Source organism: Halorubrum sp. T3, from assembly GCF_000296615.1.
Lineage (GTDB): Archaea > Halobacteriota > Halobacteria > Halobacteriales > Haloferacaceae > Halorubrum > Halorubrum ruber.
The window spans coordinates 1,257,486-1,273,711 of record NZ_JH815330.1 but is presented as its reverse complement, the minus strand read 5'-3'; the positions used below and the strand labels follow the sequence as shown (position 1 = coordinate 1,273,711).

Sequence of the window (16,226 nt, the reverse complement as noted above, 5' to 3'; positions counted from 1 at the left end):
ATCACCGCTTACGCCGGAGCGCAGGGGGCGTGATCCTCATCGGATGAGTCGGACGAGCCGACTCTGCGAAACCGGGCCGAGTTGAACGGCCCGAGTCCGCGGTGCGTTCTTCGCGTATTGACCGAACGGGCTTATACACTTAAGCACGTCGGAACGCTTCGACCGGCCGCGTCAACGGCCGGTCGGTGCCCCCTCGGCGGGGGCGCCTCGCATTTCTTCGAATGCCCGGGTTGTATTTAACCCCGTCGAAGCATCTACGCTACGTCATGCGGTTTCATGGGACAGTTCACAACGAGTTGATCCATCTGTGAGTGGTGACGACCGGAGACGGCCGGCGCCAGCGAGCGGTCGGATAGGAACTCGTGATCGGGCAATATATCAGAATAATATCATAGTAGCTCAGGCTACGTGGGGTCTCACGCGTACGCGGGATGAGAGACAATCCGTTTCGGGACGGACCGGTCGTTTATACCACGGGCGTTTATAAGGGAGGGGGACACATATAAAAGCGAACGATGACGAACCCTGCAGACTCGATCGAGATTCAGAACGTTGTTGCATCGACGGGTATCGGTCAGGAGCTCGATTTGGAGGCGCTCGCGGAAGACCTCCCGGGCGCGGATTTCAACCCGGACAACTTCCCCGGCCTCGTGTACCGGACCCAGGAGCCGAAGGCGGCCGCGCTCATCTTCCGCTCGGGGAAGATCGTCTGTACGGGCGCGAAGAGTATCGACGACGTCCACGAGGCGCTCGGGATCATCTTCGAGAAGCTGCGCGGCCTCCAGATCCCCGTCGAAGACGACCCGGAGATCACCGTTCAGAACATCGTGTCGAGCGCGGACCTCGGGCACAACCTCAACCTCAACGCCCTCGCGATCGGGCTCGGCCTCGAGGACGTCGAGTACGAACCGGAGCAGTTCCCCGGGCTCGTCTACCGGATGGACGAACCCGAAGTCGTCATTCTGCTCTTCGGGAGCGGAAAGATCGTTATCACCGGCGGCAAGCGGACCGACGACGCCGAGGAAGCGGTCGAGGAGATCGTCGAGCGCATCGAAGGGCTTGGCCTGCTCGGCTGAAGTTGAATCGATCGGTCTGTTCGGTTCCCACCGCCTCGGTATAAGGCGGTAATCGGTGTCGAGCGGCCGTCAGTCAGTGTCGAGCGGGCGAGTACGGTTCGGTTACGTTTCGGCGTCGTCCTCGGTGAGGACCTCTTTGACGACGCTCGGATCCTCGAGGAGCTGGTGTTTGGTGTAGCTCCCCTCGGCGCTGCCGCCGCTGTGTTTCGACTGTTCGATGATGTCGAGGAACGCGTGTTCCTTCAGGAGGTCGCGGACGCGTCGCAGCGAGAGGCTATCGGAGCCCTCCTGTCGACAGATGTTCTCGTAGATCTCATACACGCGACTCGTCCGGAATCCGTCCTGGCGACCGTTCGAGAGCGAGAGCAGCGCGAGCGCCTGAAGCACGTACCGCGAGTGGGGCGTTGACCCGCGGATGAGCTCCCGGAAGCGGTCGGTTTCGGCTCGCTCGCGCGCCTGCGTGACGAACTCCTCGCGGACCGTGGGTTCCCCGTTCGCCTGTGCGATCTCGCCCGCGTATCGGAGGATGTCGATGGCCTTCCGCGCATCTCCGTGTTCGCGCGCGGCGAGCGCGGCGGCGCGGGGGATCGTCGATGGTTCGAGTACGTCGTCGTGGAACGCGTCCGCGCGAGCCTGCATGATCTCCCGTAGCTGATTCGCGTCGTACGGCGGGAAGACGAACTCGCGCTCGCAGAGGCTCGACTTGACGCGTTCGTCCATCCGGTCTTTGTACTGGATCTTGTTGCTGATCCCGACGACGCCCAGCTTACAGTCGGTGATCTTTCCGGCCTCGCCCGCGCGGGACAGCTGCATCAGGATGGCGTCGTCGTCGAGCTTGTCGATCTCGTCGAGCAGGATCAGGACGACGTCGTACCGCTGGTCGAGTATCCGCCAGAGCCGCTTGTAGTACGTGGAGGTGGAGAGCCCCTTGTCTGGGACGTTGATTCCGGTCTCCTCGGGGTCGTTGACGCCCTCGGCGATCGTCTGGACCGCCTGCGTCTCCGTGGTGTCCTGCGCGCAGTCGACGTAGGCGAACGTCGCCGTGACGCCCTCCTCGCTCGCGGTCGAGACGAGTCGCTTGGAGACGTACTTCGCACACAGCGACTTCCCCGTACCAGTCTTCCCGTAGATGAGGACGTTGCTCGGGCTCTGCCCGAAGATGGCCGGATTGACCGCCGTCGCCAAGTCGGCGATCTCGTCGTCTCGGCCGACGATTCGGCCCTCGCCCGGCAGGTGACTGATCTCGAGGAGCTCCTTGTTCGCGAAGATGGGGTCCTCCCTCGTGAAGAGGTCGTCCGCTGCGTCCATGAGAGAGACACCGGGTTTCCGGTGAAATGAGTTCTGTTTCGCGGCCGCGTGTGGGGCGCGGGCGCGGGGCGGTCGGGGGACGGGTTGGTCCGTCGAGACACACACCGTGTTTCCGGTGAAAACGGGGGCTGGGGAGGGGAGGGTTGGGAAAGGTCTGAGGAGGGATGAGCTGGGAAAGGCCTGAGGAAGGGTGGGTTGGGAGAGATCCAGGGAGACAGGTCGAGAGAGGACTGATGGGGTGAACGGACGACGAGAGCAGGTGCGAGTTAACGAGAGCGGATGCGAGTTAACGAGAGTACGACGAGAGCACGTGGAGGCGGTGTCAGCAGACAACACCGGAGGGAAAGGCGGCCCGAAACTGAGTGAACGAGGTTAACAACGGGGACGATCGTCGGCCGGTTTCACCGGAAACACGGTGTTCGACGAGCTGAGGGTCGACACCATCACGGGAGAGACCACGTTTCCGGTGAAACGCCCGTCATGGCTCGGCGAGCACTCGCCAACTTGGCTTGGCGAGCTTTACTCTGAGACGGGTAATAAAACCTGTTGTTTTAATACGGTCAGAAACTGCGGTTTCTCAGACGACATGTCCCGCCCACGCACCGACCGCACCCAGCCACACCCCGATTTCACCGGAAACACGGTGTGTCTCTCCGCTCATATCACTCACCATTCGCACCTACCTGTGAGTCGCCCCGCGCGTGACCCGCACGGCGTCCCGCTCGCACTCGCGCTCAGTGACGGACTCAGCGGTCGAGGGAGTCGCGAACCTCGTACCGCACGCCGTCTTCGCGGAGCCGAGTCGTGTGCCGAGAGAGTTCGTCGGTCGACACGAGCAAGAGCACGTCCAGGCCGCGAAGGGCGGCCTGAGAGACGCCCGTCGCCGACCCGAACCGCACGTCGGGCCGCAGTCCGGTACGGGTCGCGAGGGCGTAGGCCTCGGTTCCGCCGACCGCGACGAGGTCTGCCCCGGTGGCACGGTCCCTGATCACGTCTGGAGAAGGAGGCTCCCCCTCAGTCACGGCGGGGACGGGAACGACCGTCACCACGCCCGGGTCGTACTCGACGACGCCTTCGAAGTCGGTGACGCCGACCGCCTCTCCCGCCTCGCCGCCCGTGACGACGACCGCCGTCGCCGCCGCGCCGCCCTCGGGGACGGCGTGTAACACGCCGTCGCGCATCTCCAGTCCGACGTCGTCCCCCTCCGCGAGCGCGTCGGTCGCCACCGCGGCGTCGACGTCGACGCTTCCCAAGACGTCGTCGGACACCCGGGAGACGAACTCCGAGAGGGCGTCGGTCCGCGTGATGATCCAGTCGACGCCCTCCTTCGTCACCTCGTACCGACCGCGACCGCGCTTCTCCACGAACCCGCCGTCGACCAGATCGCGGACGTAGTCGCTGACCGCCTGCGACGTCACGCCGATGACGTCGGCGATCTCCTCCTGGCTCACCGCCGGCTGTCGCGCGGCGATCTCGACGAGAACCCGGTACCGAGTCGCGTCGCGCCTGTTGTCGAGCACTCGCGGCCCGGTCGGTTCGTCCGGATCCTCGCTCGGTCCCATACCAATACTGTCGTAGTCGGAAACAAGTAAAATTGGTGTGCCGAGCGCCGGGCTGCGACCGATGAACTACTCCTGCGCGTCCACGACCGCGACGCTGGCGAGGTTGACGATGTCTTTCACCTCGTCGCCCCGCTGGAGGACGTGGACCGGCTCGTCCATGCCGACGAGCATCGGCCCGATGGCTTCGGCGCCGCCGAGGCGCTGGAGCAGCTTGTACCCGATGTTCCCGGCTTCGAGGTTCGGGAACACGAGGACGTTGGCGGCCTCGTCGAGCTGGGAGAACTCGTAGGTCCCGTTGAGGATGTCGTCGACGACCGCGGTGTCGGCCTGCATCTCGCCGTCGACCGGGAAGTCGACCGCGTCGTCGGACTGGAGGATGTCGACCGCGTCGCGCGGCTTCCGGGTCCCCTCGTTGTCGACGCTCCCGAAGTTGGAGTACGACAGCATCGCCGCGCGCGGTTCGACGTTGAACCGGCGCGCGAGGTCGGCAGTGTGTCGCGTGACCTCCGCCAGCGTCTCCGCGTCCGGGTCCTGATTGACGGTCGTGTCCGCACAGAAGATGACCCGGTTCTTGAACGTGAGCATGTACACGCCGGCGACGGTGTCGGTGTCGGCCGCGGACCCGACTATCTGGAGCGGCGGCCGGAGCGCGGACGGGTAGTGGTGGGTGAGCCCGGTGAGCATCGCGTCGACGTCGCCGGTCTCGACCATCACGCTTCCGAGGTAGTTCGTGTCCCGCTTCACCAAGTCGTCAGCTTCGCGCTTCGTGATTCCCTTGCGCTTCCGGAGCTCGTACAGCCGGTCGCCGTACCCGGAGACGTCGCGGTCGTCGGGGTCGACCACTTCGGGGCGGAACGAGAGGCCGAGTTCGGCCGCGGTCTGCGAGATGGTGTCGGCGTCGCCGAGCAGCACCGGCTCCGCGATCCCCTGCTCGGAGAGCTGGTAGGCGGCGCGGATCATCTTCTCGTCGGTGCCCTCCGCGAGCGCGATCCGCTTCGGGTCGCTCTTCGCCTTGTTCAACACGACCCGCATCATCTCGCGGGACTTCCCGAGCCGCGCTTCGAGCCGCTCCCGGTACTTTTCTAAGTCGATCTCGGTCCGCGCGGATCCGGATTCCATCGCCGCCTCCGCGACCCGCGGCGCCACCTCGAACAGCACGCGGGGGTCGAGCGGCTTCGGGATGACGTAGTCGGGGCCGAACTGAAGGGGCTCGTCGCCGTACGCCTTCACGACCGCGTCCGGGACGTCCTTGCGCGCGAGGTCGGCGAGCGCCTCCGCGGCGGCCGCCTTCATCTCCTCGTTGATCTCCGTCGCGCGCACGTCGAGCGCCCCGCGGAACAGGAAGGGGAACCCGAGCACGTTGTTCACCATGTTCGGGTAGTCGGACCGGCCAGTCGCCATGATCACCGTGTCGTCGCGCGCCTCTTTCGCGTCCTCGTAGGTGATCTCCGGGTCGGGGTTCGCCATCGCGAAGATGATCGGGTCGTCGCCCATCGAGCGGACCATCTCTTGGGAGACGATCCCGCCGACGGAGAGCCCGACGAACACGTCCGCGCCCGCCATCGCGTCCGCGAGGTCGCCGTCCTCGACGGGCGTGGCGAACTGGCTCTTGTACTCGTTGACCTCGCCGGCCTCGACGCGCTTCTCGGTGATGATCCCCGAGGAGTCGCACATCGTGATGTTCTCCTTGCGCGCGCCCAGTGAGACGTAGAACCGGGCCGTCGCGATGGCCGACGCACCGGCGCCGGAGAAGACGATCTCGAGCTCCGAGAGGTCCTTATCCGAGATGTCGACCGCGTTCATCAGCGCCGCGCCGGAGATGATCGCGGTGCCGTGCTGGTCGTCGTGGAACACCGGAACGTCCATCTCCTCGCGGAGCCGCTCCTCGATTTTGAAGCACTCGGGCGCCTTGATGTCCTCGAGGTTGATCCCGCCGAACGTCGGCTCCATCGCCTTCACCGCCTCGCAGAACGGGTCGACGGAGTCGATGTCGAGCTCGATGTCGAACACGTCGATGTCGGCGAACCGCTTGAACAGCACGCCCTTCCCTTCCATGACGGGCTTCGAGGCGGCGGCGCCGATGTCGCCGAGCCCGAGGACGGCCGAGCCGTTCGAGACAACGGCGACGAGGTTCCCCTTCGCCGTGTACTCGAAGACGGACTCTGGGTCGGCCGCGATGTCGCGACACGGCGCCGCGACCCCCGGCGAGTACGCCAGCGAGAGGTCTCGCTGCGTGTTCGTGGGCTTCGTGGTCTCGATCGCTATCTTTCCGGGCGGCTCCTGTCGGTGGTACTCCCGCGCGTCGTCGTCTAATCCCATGTCTCTCTCCATTCGTGAACGGAGTAAAAAGGTATCCTATGGTGTCGAATATACGATTCGACGTTCGACGATCATTCGACGTTCGCTATACGATGCCGAGAACCCTGACGACGCGCGACCATCGATAAATTCCCCCCAGCGATGCGCCATCACCACAGAATCACCCTCAGCAGCCCGCCATCACCACCGAATCACTCCCCCACTGATGCCGATTCGTCGCGCGCGATGAGCGCCGTCGACAAGGGGGCCAAGTCGGGATCGACCCCGGCAAGCGTCGAGACCTCGTACGCGGTCAGGTACGTCCTCACGAGCAAGGTGACCGGGAGCGTCAGGACCACGACGGCGACGACCGCGCAACCCAGAACGGTCGCGAGAACGATCACCCCCGCGGTCGTCCCGATCAGCGCCTCGACGCCGCCGAGGGAAACCGCCGCGAGGAGGAGCGCGACGAGACCCGCCACCGCGACGCCGCCGCCGACGAACGCGACGGCGACGGCCTGAACGATCCCGACACCGGCCGCGAGGACGAAGTGAACCGCGACGTAGACGACCACCTCTGCCCACGATCCGCGGAACGACGCCCAGACCGCCCGCCACCCGTCGACGACGCCGACGTCTCGGGCGACCATCGCCGGCGCGACGAACTCGAACGTGAGCCGTGAAACGACGGTCCCGGCGAGCGCGACGGCGGCCGCAAGCGCGCCCAACACTGCGAACGCGGAGGTGGCCGCCGGCGATCGCCCGGAGAGCGCGCCGACGGAGACGCCGAGGACTCGCAGCGCGTCGGGGTCGAGCGCCACCGCGAGCGCGGCCGCGGGGAGCACGGTGACGACCGCGGTTACCAGCGAGAAGCCGAGGAGTCCCAGCGCCTGTCCGAACCGGTCGCGGAACGGCCGCCAGATCGCGACCTCGGTCGTCGCGAGCGCGTCGTAGAAGGCGAGCCGGAAGGTGATGGAACACGCGAACAGGACGACCCCAACGAACAGGACACCGACGGCGACCCCGGCCAGCAGCGCGGGGTCGAGCTCGGCGAGACGCTCGAAACCCGCGCTCACGGTGCCTTCGAAGCCCGAGGGCACCGCCTCGCCGGAGTCCGGGGCGACGTCGTTCCAAGCGCCGACGCCGCCAGCGGGGGCGCCGAGAGAGGACGTCGCCCCGCCCGACATCCCGGCGCCGCCGCCGAGCATGAAGAGCGCGAGGAACGCGAGCTTCACCCACCGCACCGCCTCGAAGGGAAAGAGGAGCCGCCGCGTCGCGTCAACGGCGCGGTCGAGCGCGTCGACGGCGTGCCAAGTCATACCGACCGTTCGCCGGAGAGCGTCAAATAGGCTGGCCACGGACACCGTCGCTCGCTTCGCGAACTGACCGTCGACCCGCAGTCGTTTAGGGCGGAGGCGACGAACCGCCCGGTATGAAGGTCCGCGGTGAACGCGAGTGTCAGTCCTGCGGCACGCGGTGGTCGTACTACGAGACGGGCTCCGTCGCGTGTCCAAGCTGCGGCGACCTCCGCAGCGTCGGCGTCGACGCCCGCACCGCCCACACCGACACCTCCGCCTCGCTCGACCTCGCCGCCCACCGCGAGCGGTTCGGCGACGCGCCCGAGACCCTCCCCCGGTCGGGGACCGACGATCTCCAGTCCGACCTCCGGGAGTACTGCCGGAAGCGCGGGTTCATCGACGGCGGCCGGCTCGCCCCGCTCGACGAGACGTACCTCGCGGCCCGCGAACTGCTGGAGGCCGTCGACTGCTTCGAGCGACTGCGCGACCCGACCGACGCCGACCGCGAGTACCTCCTCGCGCTGCTCGCCGGCGCCGACGACGGCGACCGACCGCCGGCGGACGAGGTCCCGACAGCGCTCCGCGAGGCCCGCGGGATGGCGGCCGTGCGCGCGGTCGAAGCGTACCGGAGCGACGCGCTCGACTTCCTCGACGAACTCGAAGCCGGCACCGACCGAAACGACGCCGACCGAGACAACGCCGAAAGCGGCGATACCGAAAGCAACGACGCCGAAATCGACCAGACAGAGAGCGACGAAGACGCCCCGACGGTCACCGTCGACGGAGAGAATCCGGAAGCGAGGATCGGCCCCGCCCGCGACGCGTTCGAACGCCTCCGCGACCGCGTCACGCGCGTCGACGCCCTCGGTGGCGACGTGCCGCCCGCGGCCGCGGACGCCCTCGTCGAGGCGGCCGACGCGCTCGGAGCGTACGTCCGGACCGGCGACGAGACGGCGCTAACGAACGCCGACGACCTGATCGACGACGCGAGCGTCGACGACCTCGACCCCGCGGGCAGCTGATCTCAGTCGACGCCCGCTTAGCTGAACTCGGAGACGCTACTCCGGGTCCGGCGCGACCACCGCGTTCGAGAGCGTGCCGACCCCCTCGTAGGTGATCTCGACGCGCTCGCCGGGCTCGACGAGACCGGGATTCGCGGGGCTACCGAACGCGATACAGTCGCCGGGCTCGAAGGTGAACCGCTTCGAGAGGTACGAGACGATTTCGTACGGTCCGAACAACATCAGCTCCGTGTTGGCGTCCTGTCTCCTCTCGCCGCCCACGGTCGTCTCGATGTCGAGTCCCGTCGGGTCCACGTCGGTCTCGATCCACGGCCCGAGCGGCGCCGAGCCGTCGAACGCCTTGCGCGCGGTCCGCCCCTGTTGGTCGAGCGCGTCGACGTCGTTCATGACCGTGTAGCCGCGCACGGCGTCCGGGACCTCCTCGGGGTCGAGGTCGCGGCACCGCTCGTCGATCACCGCGACCAGTTCGCCGGCGTACGTCAGCTCGTCGGTCCACTCCGGATAGCGGATCGGCTCGCCGTGCGCGAGCAGGCTCGCCGGCGGCTTGACGAAGAAGTCCGGCTCCTCGGGGCGCTCGTACTCCATCTGGTCGAGCGTCTCGGCGTAGTTCCGACCGACGCAGTAGAGCGCGGTGGGGTCACAGGGCGGGAGCAGTCGCCCGTCGCGACCGACCTCGTAGCGGCCGTCGTCGGCGACGACCGCGCCGTCGACGTAGCGGCCGGCGACGGGTCCGTCCGGCGTGAGCAGTCGAGCGAGTCGCATGCGGGAACGTCCGCGCTGCGGTCCGAAAAGGCGTCGATGACGGCAGGACTCGGATCAGTCGCCTTCTTCGTCCGCATTCACGCCGATGACGACCCCGGACCGGATCTCCAGCGCCGTGTCGAACTCCTCCCGGCGACCGCTCCCGGAGCCGATCCGCTCGACCGCGGCCTCGTGAGCGCGGACCACGGCGTCGCGCTCGCGCTCGGTGAGCCCGACGCGGTCGGCCACCGCCTCCCAGTGGTCCGGCTCGACGAGGAACGTCTCCCGGCCCGGCTCGGCCGCGATTCGCTCGTAGCGCCGGCGGTACGCGTCGATTCTGGGCCCGAGATCGGCTTGGACGCGCGTGAGCAGGGCGGGCACGCGGGCCGCAGGCACGCTCGCGAGCGCGGCCGTCTTCACCAGCGCGGTGCCCTCGATCGGATACGGCCCCGTCTCTCCCTCACCGTCGTCGGCGTCGCCGGACATCACCCGCCTGCGCGCATCGCCTTCTGCCGGTACTTGGGGAGCAATTCGGCGAGGACTTCGGGGTCGCCCGCGAACTCGGCGGTCACCTCCGTGAGTTTGATCGCGGCCGCGGCGGTCACCTTCTCGGCGCTGAGGGTCACCCGCCAGCCGTCGCCGTCCACGCGGGTCGCCGCCGCGGGGTCGTCAGTCCCCACGAGCTTCCCGCCCAGATTCCGGAGGTAGTGGGCCGCAAGCCGCCGGGAGATGCCGCGGTACGCCACCGTCTCGCGCTCCCACCCCTCCTCCGCGGGCGGAAGATCGGGAGAACCGGAGCTCGCGTCGTCCCCGGCCTCCTCCGCCGTCGTCGACCCGTCGTCGCTCATGAACCCCCCGCGACCGGCGGGAACACGGAGAGCCGGTCGCCGTCCGCCATCTGCGTGTCGAGCCCGTCGAGGTGGAGCACCTCGCGGCCGTTCTTCAGGACGTTGATCTGCGGGGCGAGGTCGCCGTCGACGATCAGTCGGCCCTCCATCCCCTCGTACTCCGACTCCAGGTCGCGCAGCACGTCGCCGACCGTGGAGCCGTCGGCGAACTCCGCGTTCACCGTCTTCCCGCCGGCGGCCTCGCGAAACGTCGCGAAGAACCGCAGTTCCAGTTCCATACCCGTACGTCGTGTCGCGGCGGCTTAAAAGCGGCCGGCCGCGGAAGGCGACGGTCGAGAAGTCGACGCGTCGCCGACTACAGGTCGGAGAGGCGGATCCCGTCTTCGACCAGCCGGAAGTTGCGCTCGCGGTCGAGGTCGTCGGCGAGCCACTCGTGGTCGTACAGCTGGCCGATCAGCTCGAGGTAGAGGTTCCGCCACGCGATCGCGTAGATGGGCGACTGCCCCCACGCGCGCAGCTCCGGGACGAACTCGTGGTACGTGCTCGCCTGCGACTCCATGCGCTCGACCGCGTCCGCGACGACCTCGGCCGCCTCGTCCGGATCCGCCTCGTCGAGCGCGTCGTTCAACCGCGACTGGATGCCGGTGATGGCACGTCGCATGTCTCGTTCGGCGGTCCCCTCCTCCTCCGGGAGCGACTCGACGACGCCCTTCGGGACGCCGAGTTCGATCTCTGGCATGCGATCCCCTCGGGGGAGCGCGCTCAAAAAACCCGCTCACCCGGCAACGTCGAGCGCGGCGGAGCGGACACTCTCCGAGCCGGCGGTCGACACCGATCGCGACCGGATGTCCCGGTTCGCCGCTCCCCGCTCCGAGAGCCACGTTCCGGTCGCGTTCCCGACCGCTCGCCGGCTGGCGTCCGGCGACAGCGACGCGGGATCGTCGCCGGGCTGTGGTCCGTACGCGCCGAATCCGGCGTGGTTGACGCCGTCGAGTTCGACGATCCGAGCGTCCGCCGGCAGGTTCGACCGAGACGCGCGCTCGCGCTCGGCGTCGATCACCCCGTCGGCGCCGCCCAAGACCGAGAGCGCGTCGAGGCCGCTCTCGGAGACGTCGCGGTCGCAGTACGCGGCGTGGAGGACGAGCGCGTCGTACGCCTCGGCGTTTCCGGCCGCGTGTCGGCAGGCCATGGCGCCGCCGAGCGAGTGGCCGCCGACCGCCCACGCGTCCACCTCGGGGTAGCGTTCGCGGACGCGCTCGGCGCGGTCCGGCGCGAGGACGGCCAGGTTGAGCGGCATGTCCACCACGACGACGAGCGCGGCGCGATCGGACGCCGCCACGATCTCGGCGGCGGTGGGAACGTAGCTCTCGTGATCCACCCGCCCGCCCGGATAGTAGACGAGCCCGACGGTCGACGACGTCACCGGCCCGTCGCGGACCGCGGTCCCGACCGCCATCCGGTCCACGGAGACGTTCGGGTCGGCCTCGACGGCCGCGACCGCGTCCGCGTCCGGCCCCAGGCCGGCGGCGAAGTACGCGGCGCCGCCGGCGACGACGAGCCCGACGAGGAGGACGACCGCACCCCCGGCGAACGCGAGCGTCCGGCGCTCGGGCAGTCGACGCGCTATCGCGTCGAGGACGCCCCTCACGGCGTCGGCGCGGCCTTCTGGAGCGCGGTCTCGGCGATGTTGCCGCCGTAGTCGGCCGAGCGAAGCACGGAGTCGACGACGAGCCCCAGCAATTGCGCGCGCGTCGGATCAAGATCACGTAGAAGCTCGTCGATGGCGCGCACCCGCTCGTCGATCGCCCTGACCATCGTCCGCGCCTCGTTGGCCCGTCGGGTCGCCTCGTCGGTGTCGTCGTCGAACAGCGCGTCCATCGCGGTGTCGATCACCTCGACCGCGTCGCCGTGGAGGTCGCTCACCGCCTCGACGACCTCGTCGGGAAGGGGCTCGTCGATGTTCAGCGTCAGGTGCGCGATCTTCGTCGCGTGGTCGCCGATCCGCTCTAACTGACGAGCGCTGGAGTGGTAGTCGAAACACTCCTCGCGCGGAAGTCCGAGCTCCTCGGCGGCCTTCGGCGTCCGCAGCGTGGCGCGGAAGATCCGCGAGACGACGAGCCACAGCCGGTCGAGGTCGTCGTCGCGGCCGATCACGTCGCGCGCGAGGTCATGGTCGTGTTCCGCGAGCGCGGTGATCGCGTCTTCGAGCATCGACAGCGAGATCAGCCGCATCCGCGTGACCGCGTTGTGGATCGAAAGCTCCGAGGAGTCGAGGAGGTCCTGAACGACGAGCCTGTCGCGCGTCTCCTCTAACACCTCCAGGCCGACGAGGCTCTGGACCGCGTCGCGGATCGTCGACCGCTGCTCGGTGCTGATCTCCGCGGCCTCCAGCTCGATGACGTCGAAGCCGCTGACGTACATTGTCGTCACCGCGCGCTGGAGCGCTTGCCCCGTCAGGTCGGCGATGTCCAGCGTCCCCCGCGTCCGCTCTTCGTCGGACCGCGGGGTGAGGACCAGCGAGTCGCCGTCGGGGTGGAACTCGATCTCCGTCCCCGCCTCGACGTCGTTGTCGGTCGCCCACGTCTTCGGGATCGAGACCGTGTACGTCGAACCGCCGGTGACCTGGACCTTCCGCGTTTCCATGGTTCGCCCTCCGGAGCGGAACACCTTAATCTTGATCAAAAATATATACTTCGACGTACATGTGAGGATTCATCCGATGTCCGCCACCCCAGTCGCTACTTTTGAACCGTATCAGACCCTCTATTAGGATAATATTAGCGCTATATACTTCTATATATTTCACACCGGCCGCGAAACTCCCTGGTCTCGCCTCAGACGACCCGGTTCCGAAGCTCGTCGCCGGCGTCAAGCCGCGCGACGTTGTCAGCCAGGATGTCCGCGACGCGCTCGTAGTACTCGGGCGTGTGGCCGGCGTTGTGCGGCGTGATCGTCGCGTTCGACAGGCCCCACAGCGGGTGGTCCTCCGGGAGGGGCTCCGGGTCCGTGACGTCCAGCGCCGCGCCGCGGATGCGGTTGTTCCGGAGCTCCGTCACCAAGGCGTCGGTGTCGACGATCGGCCCGCGTGCGATGTTGACGAGGACGGCGTCGGGCCGCATCGTCCGGAGCGCGTCGGCGTCGACGAGCCCCCGCGTCGTCTCCGTGAGCGGACACGCCAGCACGACGTACTCGGCGTCCGTGACGGCCTCGTGGAACTCGTCGAACCCGTACACATCGTCGGTCGGACCGCCCTTCTCCGGGGAGTAGCGCACGCCGACCGTATCGACGTCGAACGACTCCAGCCGATCGACGACGGCCTGCCCGATGGCGCCGAGCCCCACCACGGCGACGGTCGAGCCGTACACCTCCGTCGTCTCGTAGGTGCGCCACTCGCGGCGGGACTGCTGGCGGTACGCCCGGTGGAACTGCCGCGCGTGCGCGATCATCGAGCCAATGACGTGCTCGGCGATGTTCGAACCGTGGACGCCCGACGCGTTCGTCACGGCGACCCCGTGGTCGTCGAGCAGGTCGCGCGGCAGGTGCCCCGTCCCCGCGAACACGCAGGCGAACAGCTCTAACTCCTCGGCGGCCGCGAGCAGCTCCTCGTCGATGGTGAGCCCGACGGCGACCCGCGCGGTCCGGATCAGGTCGCGCTCCTCAGCGGGAGTCCGCGCCCGCGTGACCTCCGCGTCGGGGAGTCGATCGCGGATCGCCGCCACCAGTTCGTCGGGGCCCAGCCCGTGGATCGTCTGTCGAAGCACCAGAACGTCTGGATCGCTCATGTGGGCAGTCTCGGCGGAACCGATAAAAATGGTGTCAGTCGGCCGGCGCCGGACGCGACCTCCCGTTCCGGAGAGCCCGCTACGACAGCGCCGCGTCGAACGCCGCTTGGAGGTCAGCCTTCATGTCGTCGACGTGTTCGATCCCCACGGACACCCGGATGAGGCCGTCGGTGAGCCCGGCCGCGAGCCGCTCCTCGCGCGGGATCGCGGCGTGGGTCATCGCGGCGGGCTGCTCGATGAGGCTCTCGACGCCGCCGAGCGACTCCGCGAGCGTGAACACCTCCGTCTCGCTCACGACCGTCGACGCCTCTTCGAGGGTGCCGTCCAGCTCGAAGGAGAGCATGCCGCCGAAGTCGTCCATCTGCTCGGCGGCCAGCTCGTGATCGGGATGCGACTCCAGCCCGGGGTAGTAGACGCGCTCGACCGCGTCGTGGTCCTCCAGCCATTCGGCGAGCGCCATCGCGTTCTCGCAGTGGCGGTCCATCCGCACCGGGAGCGTCTTCGTCCCGCGGAGGACGAGGAACGCGTCGAACGGGCCGGGCGTTGCGCCGACGGAGTTCTGGTAGAAGCCGAGCCGCTCGTCCAACTCCTCGTCGTCGACGATGAGGGCGCCGCCGATGGTGTCCGAGTGGCCGCCGAGGTACTTCGTCAGCGACTGGCAGACGACGTCCGCGCCGTGTTCGAGCGGGCGCTGGAGGTACGGGGTCGCGAACGTGTTGTCGACCGCGCAGAGCGCGTCGCCCTCGTGGGCGATGTCGGCGAGCGCACCGATGTCGTTGACGTTCATCAGGGGGTTCGTCGGCGTCTCGACCCACACTAACTCGGTCTCCTCGCGCATCGCGTCCCGGACCGCGTCGTGGTCCGTCGTGTCGACGAAGCTGGTCTCGATGTCGTACTCGTCGTACACCTGCGTCAGGATGCGGTGCGTCCCGCCGTACACGTCGTCGCCCGCGACGACGTGGTCGCCCGCCGAGAGGAGGTTGAGGACGGTGTTGATCGCGCCCATGCCGGAGGAGAAACAGCGCGCGAGGCTGCCCGACTCCAGCGAGGCGAGGTTCGCTTCGAGGTCACTGCGCGTCGGGTTCCCCGTGCGGCTGTACTCGTAGCCGCGGTGGTCACCCGGCCCGTCCTGCTCGTACGTCGAGTTCGCGTGAATCGGCGTCATCAACGCGCCCGTCTCCGGGTCCGGCTCTTGGCCGGCGTGGATCGCGCGGGTCTCGAAGCGGCGGTCGTCGGCGCCGCCGTAACCCCCGTCGCCGCCGCGGCCGTCGCCTCCGTCACCGTCGCCGCCGTCGGATCGGTCGCTCATACCCGATGCTCCGCCACCGACGGCCGTGATTCTTCCCCTTCGGACTGACCGGAGAACGGAACGGACGACCGGAGAACGAGACGCGTCGCTCGCGGTGTGAGAGTGGATGCTCGGTCAGGGATTTGAACCCTGGTCGTCGGCTGACTTCCGAACCGGCGCCGAGGCGCCGCGTCCGCCGAAAGGCCAACATGATTGGCCGGACTACACCAACCGAGCGCGATTATCGCTTACGGCGGGGATGATTTATATCTTCTTAACTCCCCCCGACGTGGGAGGGTCGAACACGGGACGGGGGAACCCGGACCGACTACTCGTCGACGTCGACCTTCTCGATCTCGACGGCCTCTCGGGGGTCGTCGTTGCGCCCGGTCGGCACGCCGCCGATCTCCTCGACGACATCCATCCCGTCGATGACCTGCCCGAAGACGGCGTGTTTGCCGTCGAGGTGCGGGGTCGCGTCGAGCGTGATGAAGAACTGCGAACCGTTCGTGTTCGGGCCGGAGTTCGCCATCGAGAGGATCCCGGGCCCGTCGTGGGTGAGGTCGTCGTGGAACTCGTCGTCGAACTGGTAGCCGGGGCCGCCGCGACCGTTCTCCATCGGGTCGCCGCCCTGGATCATGAAGTCGTCGATGACGCGGTGGAAGACGATGCCCTCGTACAGCGAGTCGCCGCGGACCTCGCCGCTTTTCGGGTCCTCCCAGGTGTTTGTGTCGCGCGCGGGCTCCGCGTCGGCGGCGGGGTCGTGGCGGGCCAGCCCGAGGAAGTTCTCGACCGTCTTCGGCGCGCGGTCGGCGAACAGCTCGACGACGATGTCGCCGTGGTTGGTCTGGAGCGTCACCTGCGGGTTGTCGGGGTCGGAAACCTCTCGTGCCATGTCCGCGAGGAGGGACGCGCGTCGGAAAACCCTGCCCATCCGTGCGAGCAGCGCACCGGGAGCGAGCATCGCACTTATAAATAAGCGCCGCGGACGCGTCGACACAGG

At 68.1% G+C, this 16,226-nt stretch carries 16 protein-coding genes and 1 tRNA gene; 2 read left to right on the top strand and 15 right to left on the bottom strand.

Annotated features, from left to right (window positions below):
* Positions 1-515 precede the first annotated feature (515 nt).
* A complete protein-coding gene (locus B378_RS0115540; protein ID WP_004046033.1) occupies positions 516-1,076 on the top strand; it encodes a TATA-box-binding protein in 561 nt (186 codons plus the stop codon).
* Between the two features lie 102 nt (positions 1,077-1,178).
* On the opposite strand, the gene B378_RS0115535 is transcribed toward B378_RS0115540, so the two are convergent.
* The 4 genes from B378_RS0115535 to B378_RS0115520 all read right to left on the bottom strand — a co-directional run bounded on the left by B378_RS0115535 (position 1,179) and on the right by B378_RS0115520 (position 7,563).
* On the bottom strand, positions 1,179-2,384 hold the full coding sequence (locus B378_RS0115535) for a Cdc6/Cdc18 family protein (protein ID WP_017344686.1): 1,206 nt from the start codon (positions 2,382-2,384) through the stop codon (positions 1,179-1,181).
* A gap of 746 nt (positions 2,385-3,130) precedes the next feature.
* Complete coding sequence (locus B378_RS0115530; protein WP_017344685.1) at positions 3,131-3,946, bottom strand: MarR family transcriptional regulator; 816 nt, start codon at positions 3,944-3,946, stop codon at positions 3,131-3,133.
* A gap of 66 nt (positions 3,947-4,012) precedes the next feature.
* On the bottom strand, positions 4,013-6,265 hold the full coding sequence (locus tag B378_RS0115525; protein ID WP_017344684.1) for an NADP-dependent malic enzyme: 2,253 nt from the start codon (positions 6,263-6,265) through the stop codon (positions 4,013-4,015).
* A gap of 191 nt (positions 6,266-6,456) precedes the next feature.
* Positions 6,457-7,563, bottom strand: a complete 1,107-nt coding sequence (locus B378_RS0115520) for a hypothetical protein (protein ID WP_017344683.1) — start codon at positions 7,561-7,563, stop codon at positions 6,457-6,459.
* A gap of 113 nt (positions 7,564-7,676) precedes the next feature.
* Here B378_RS0115520 and B378_RS0115515 point away from each other — a divergent pair, with 113 nt between their 5' ends.
* Entirely contained in the window at positions 7,677-8,564 is an 888-nt protein-coding gene (locus B378_RS0115515; RefSeq protein ID WP_017344682.1) for a hypothetical protein, read from the top strand.
* Positions 8,565-8,600: 36 nt separating this feature from the next.
* On the opposite strand, the gene B378_RS0115510 is transcribed toward B378_RS0115515, so the two are convergent.
* The 11 genes from B378_RS0115510 to B378_RS0115460 form a co-directional block, all read right to left on the bottom strand.
* Positions 8,601-9,326, bottom strand: coding sequence for a fumarylacetoacetate hydrolase family protein (locus B378_RS0115510; protein ID WP_017344681.1), 726 nt, complete (start codon positions 9,324-9,326; stop codon positions 8,601-8,603).
* 54 nt (positions 9,327-9,380) lie between these two features.
* The gene (locus tag B378_RS0115505; protein WP_017344680.1) at positions 9,381-9,791 is read right to left on the bottom strand and encodes a hypothetical protein; all 411 of its coding nucleotides are present in this window, start codon (positions 9,789-9,791) and stop codon (positions 9,381-9,383) included.
* Complete coding sequence (locus B378_RS0115500) at positions 9,791-10,153, bottom strand: hypothetical protein (protein ID WP_017344679.1); 363 nt, start codon at positions 10,151-10,153, stop codon at positions 9,791-9,793. Before B378_RS0115500 ends, B378_RS0115505 begins: the two co-directional genes overlap by 1 nt.
* A complete protein-coding gene (locus B378_RS0115495) occupies positions 10,150-10,431 on the bottom strand; it encodes a ubiquitin-like small modifier protein 1 (RefSeq protein ID WP_017344678.1) in 282 nt (93 codons plus the stop codon). Before B378_RS0115495 ends, B378_RS0115500 begins: the two co-directional genes overlap by 4 nt.
* A 77-nt stretch (positions 10,432-10,508) precedes the next feature.
* A complete protein-coding gene (locus B378_RS0115490; RefSeq protein WP_017344677.1) occupies positions 10,509-10,892 on the bottom strand; it encodes a hypothetical protein in 384 nt (127 codons plus the stop codon).
* 36 nt (positions 10,893-10,928) lie between these two features.
* Positions 10,929-11,801, bottom strand: a complete 873-nt coding sequence (locus tag B378_RS0115485; RefSeq protein ID WP_017344676.1) for an alpha/beta hydrolase — start codon at positions 11,799-11,801, stop codon at positions 10,929-10,931.
* Positions 11,798-12,796, bottom strand: coding sequence for a phosphate uptake regulator PhoU (locus B378_RS0115480; RefSeq protein ID WP_017344675.1), 999 nt, complete (start codon positions 12,794-12,796; stop codon positions 11,798-11,800). Before B378_RS0115480 ends, B378_RS0115485 begins: the two co-directional genes overlap by 4 nt.
* Before the next feature lie 191 nt (positions 12,797-12,987).
* Positions 12,988-13,935, bottom strand: coding sequence for a D-2-hydroxyacid dehydrogenase (locus B378_RS0115475; RefSeq protein ID WP_017344674.1), 948 nt, complete (start codon positions 13,933-13,935; stop codon positions 12,988-12,990).
* 79 nt (positions 13,936-14,014) lie between these two features.
* On the bottom strand, positions 14,015-15,244 hold the full coding sequence (locus tag B378_RS0115470) for a cystathionine gamma-synthase (RefSeq protein WP_017344673.1): 1,230 nt from the start codon (positions 15,242-15,244) through the stop codon (positions 14,015-14,017).
* Positions 15,245-15,351: 107 nt separating this feature from the next.
* A tRNA-Glu gene (locus B378_RS0115465) sits at positions 15,352-15,460 on the bottom strand.
* Positions 15,461-15,551: 91 nt separating this feature from the next.
* Positions 15,552-16,118, bottom strand: a complete 567-nt coding sequence (locus B378_RS0115460) for a peptidylprolyl isomerase (protein WP_017344672.1) — start codon at positions 16,116-16,118, stop codon at positions 15,552-15,554.
* Positions 16,119-16,226: the final 108 nt, after the last annotated feature.

Coding starts and splice junctions, on each gene's coding strand:
- B378_RS0115510 (WP_017344681.1), bottom strand. CDS start 9,326: ATGCGACTCGCTCGACTGCTCACGCCGGACGGACCCGTCGCCGGCCGC.
- B378_RS0115525 (WP_017344684.1), bottom strand. CDS start 6,265: ATGGGATTAGACGACGACGCGCGGGAGTACCACCGACAGGAGCCGCCC.
- B378_RS0115480 (WP_017344675.1), bottom strand. CDS start 12,796: ATGGAAACGCGGAAGGTCCAGGTCACCGGCGGTTCGACGTACACGGTC.
- B378_RS0115515 (WP_017344682.1), top strand. CDS start 7,677: ATGAAGGTCCGCGGTGAACGCGAGTGTCAGTCCTGCGGCACGCGGTGG.
- B378_RS0115460 (WP_017344672.1), bottom strand. CDS start 16,118: ATGGCACGAGAGGTTTCCGACCCCGACAACCCGCAGGTGACGCTCCAG.
- B378_RS0115505 (WP_017344680.1), bottom strand. CDS start 9,791: ATGTCCGGCGACGCCGACGACGGTGAGGGAGAGACGGGGCCGTATCCG.
- B378_RS0115475 (WP_017344674.1), bottom strand. CDS start 13,935: ATGAGCGATCCAGACGTTCTGGTGCTTCGACAGACGATCCACGGGCTG.
- B378_RS0115530 (WP_017344685.1), bottom strand. CDS start 3,946: ATGGGACCGAGCGAGGATCCGGACGAACCGACCGGGCCGCGAGTGCTC.
- B378_RS0115470 (WP_017344673.1), bottom strand. CDS start 15,244: ATGAGCGACCGATCCGACGGCGGCGACGGTGACGGAGGCGACGGCCGC.
- B378_RS0115500 (WP_017344679.1), bottom strand. CDS start 10,153: ATGAGCGACGACGGGTCGACGACGGCGGAGGAGGCCGGGGACGACGCG.
- B378_RS0115495 (WP_017344678.1), bottom strand. CDS start 10,431: ATGGAACTGGAACTGCGGTTCTTCGCGACGTTTCGCGAGGCCGCCGGC.
- B378_RS0115490 (WP_017344677.1), bottom strand. CDS start 10,892: ATGCCAGAGATCGAACTCGGCGTCCCGAAGGGCGTCGTCGAGTCGCTC.
- B378_RS0115540 (WP_004046033.1), top strand. CDS start 516: ATGACGAACCCTGCAGACTCGATCGAGATTCAGAACGTTGTTGCATCG.
- B378_RS0115520 (WP_017344683.1), bottom strand. CDS start 7,563: ATGACTTGGCACGCCGTCGACGCGCTCGACCGCGCCGTTGACGCGACG.
- B378_RS0115535 (WP_017344686.1), bottom strand. CDS start 2,384: ATGGACGCAGCGGACGACCTCTTCACGAGGGAGGACCCCATCTTCGCG.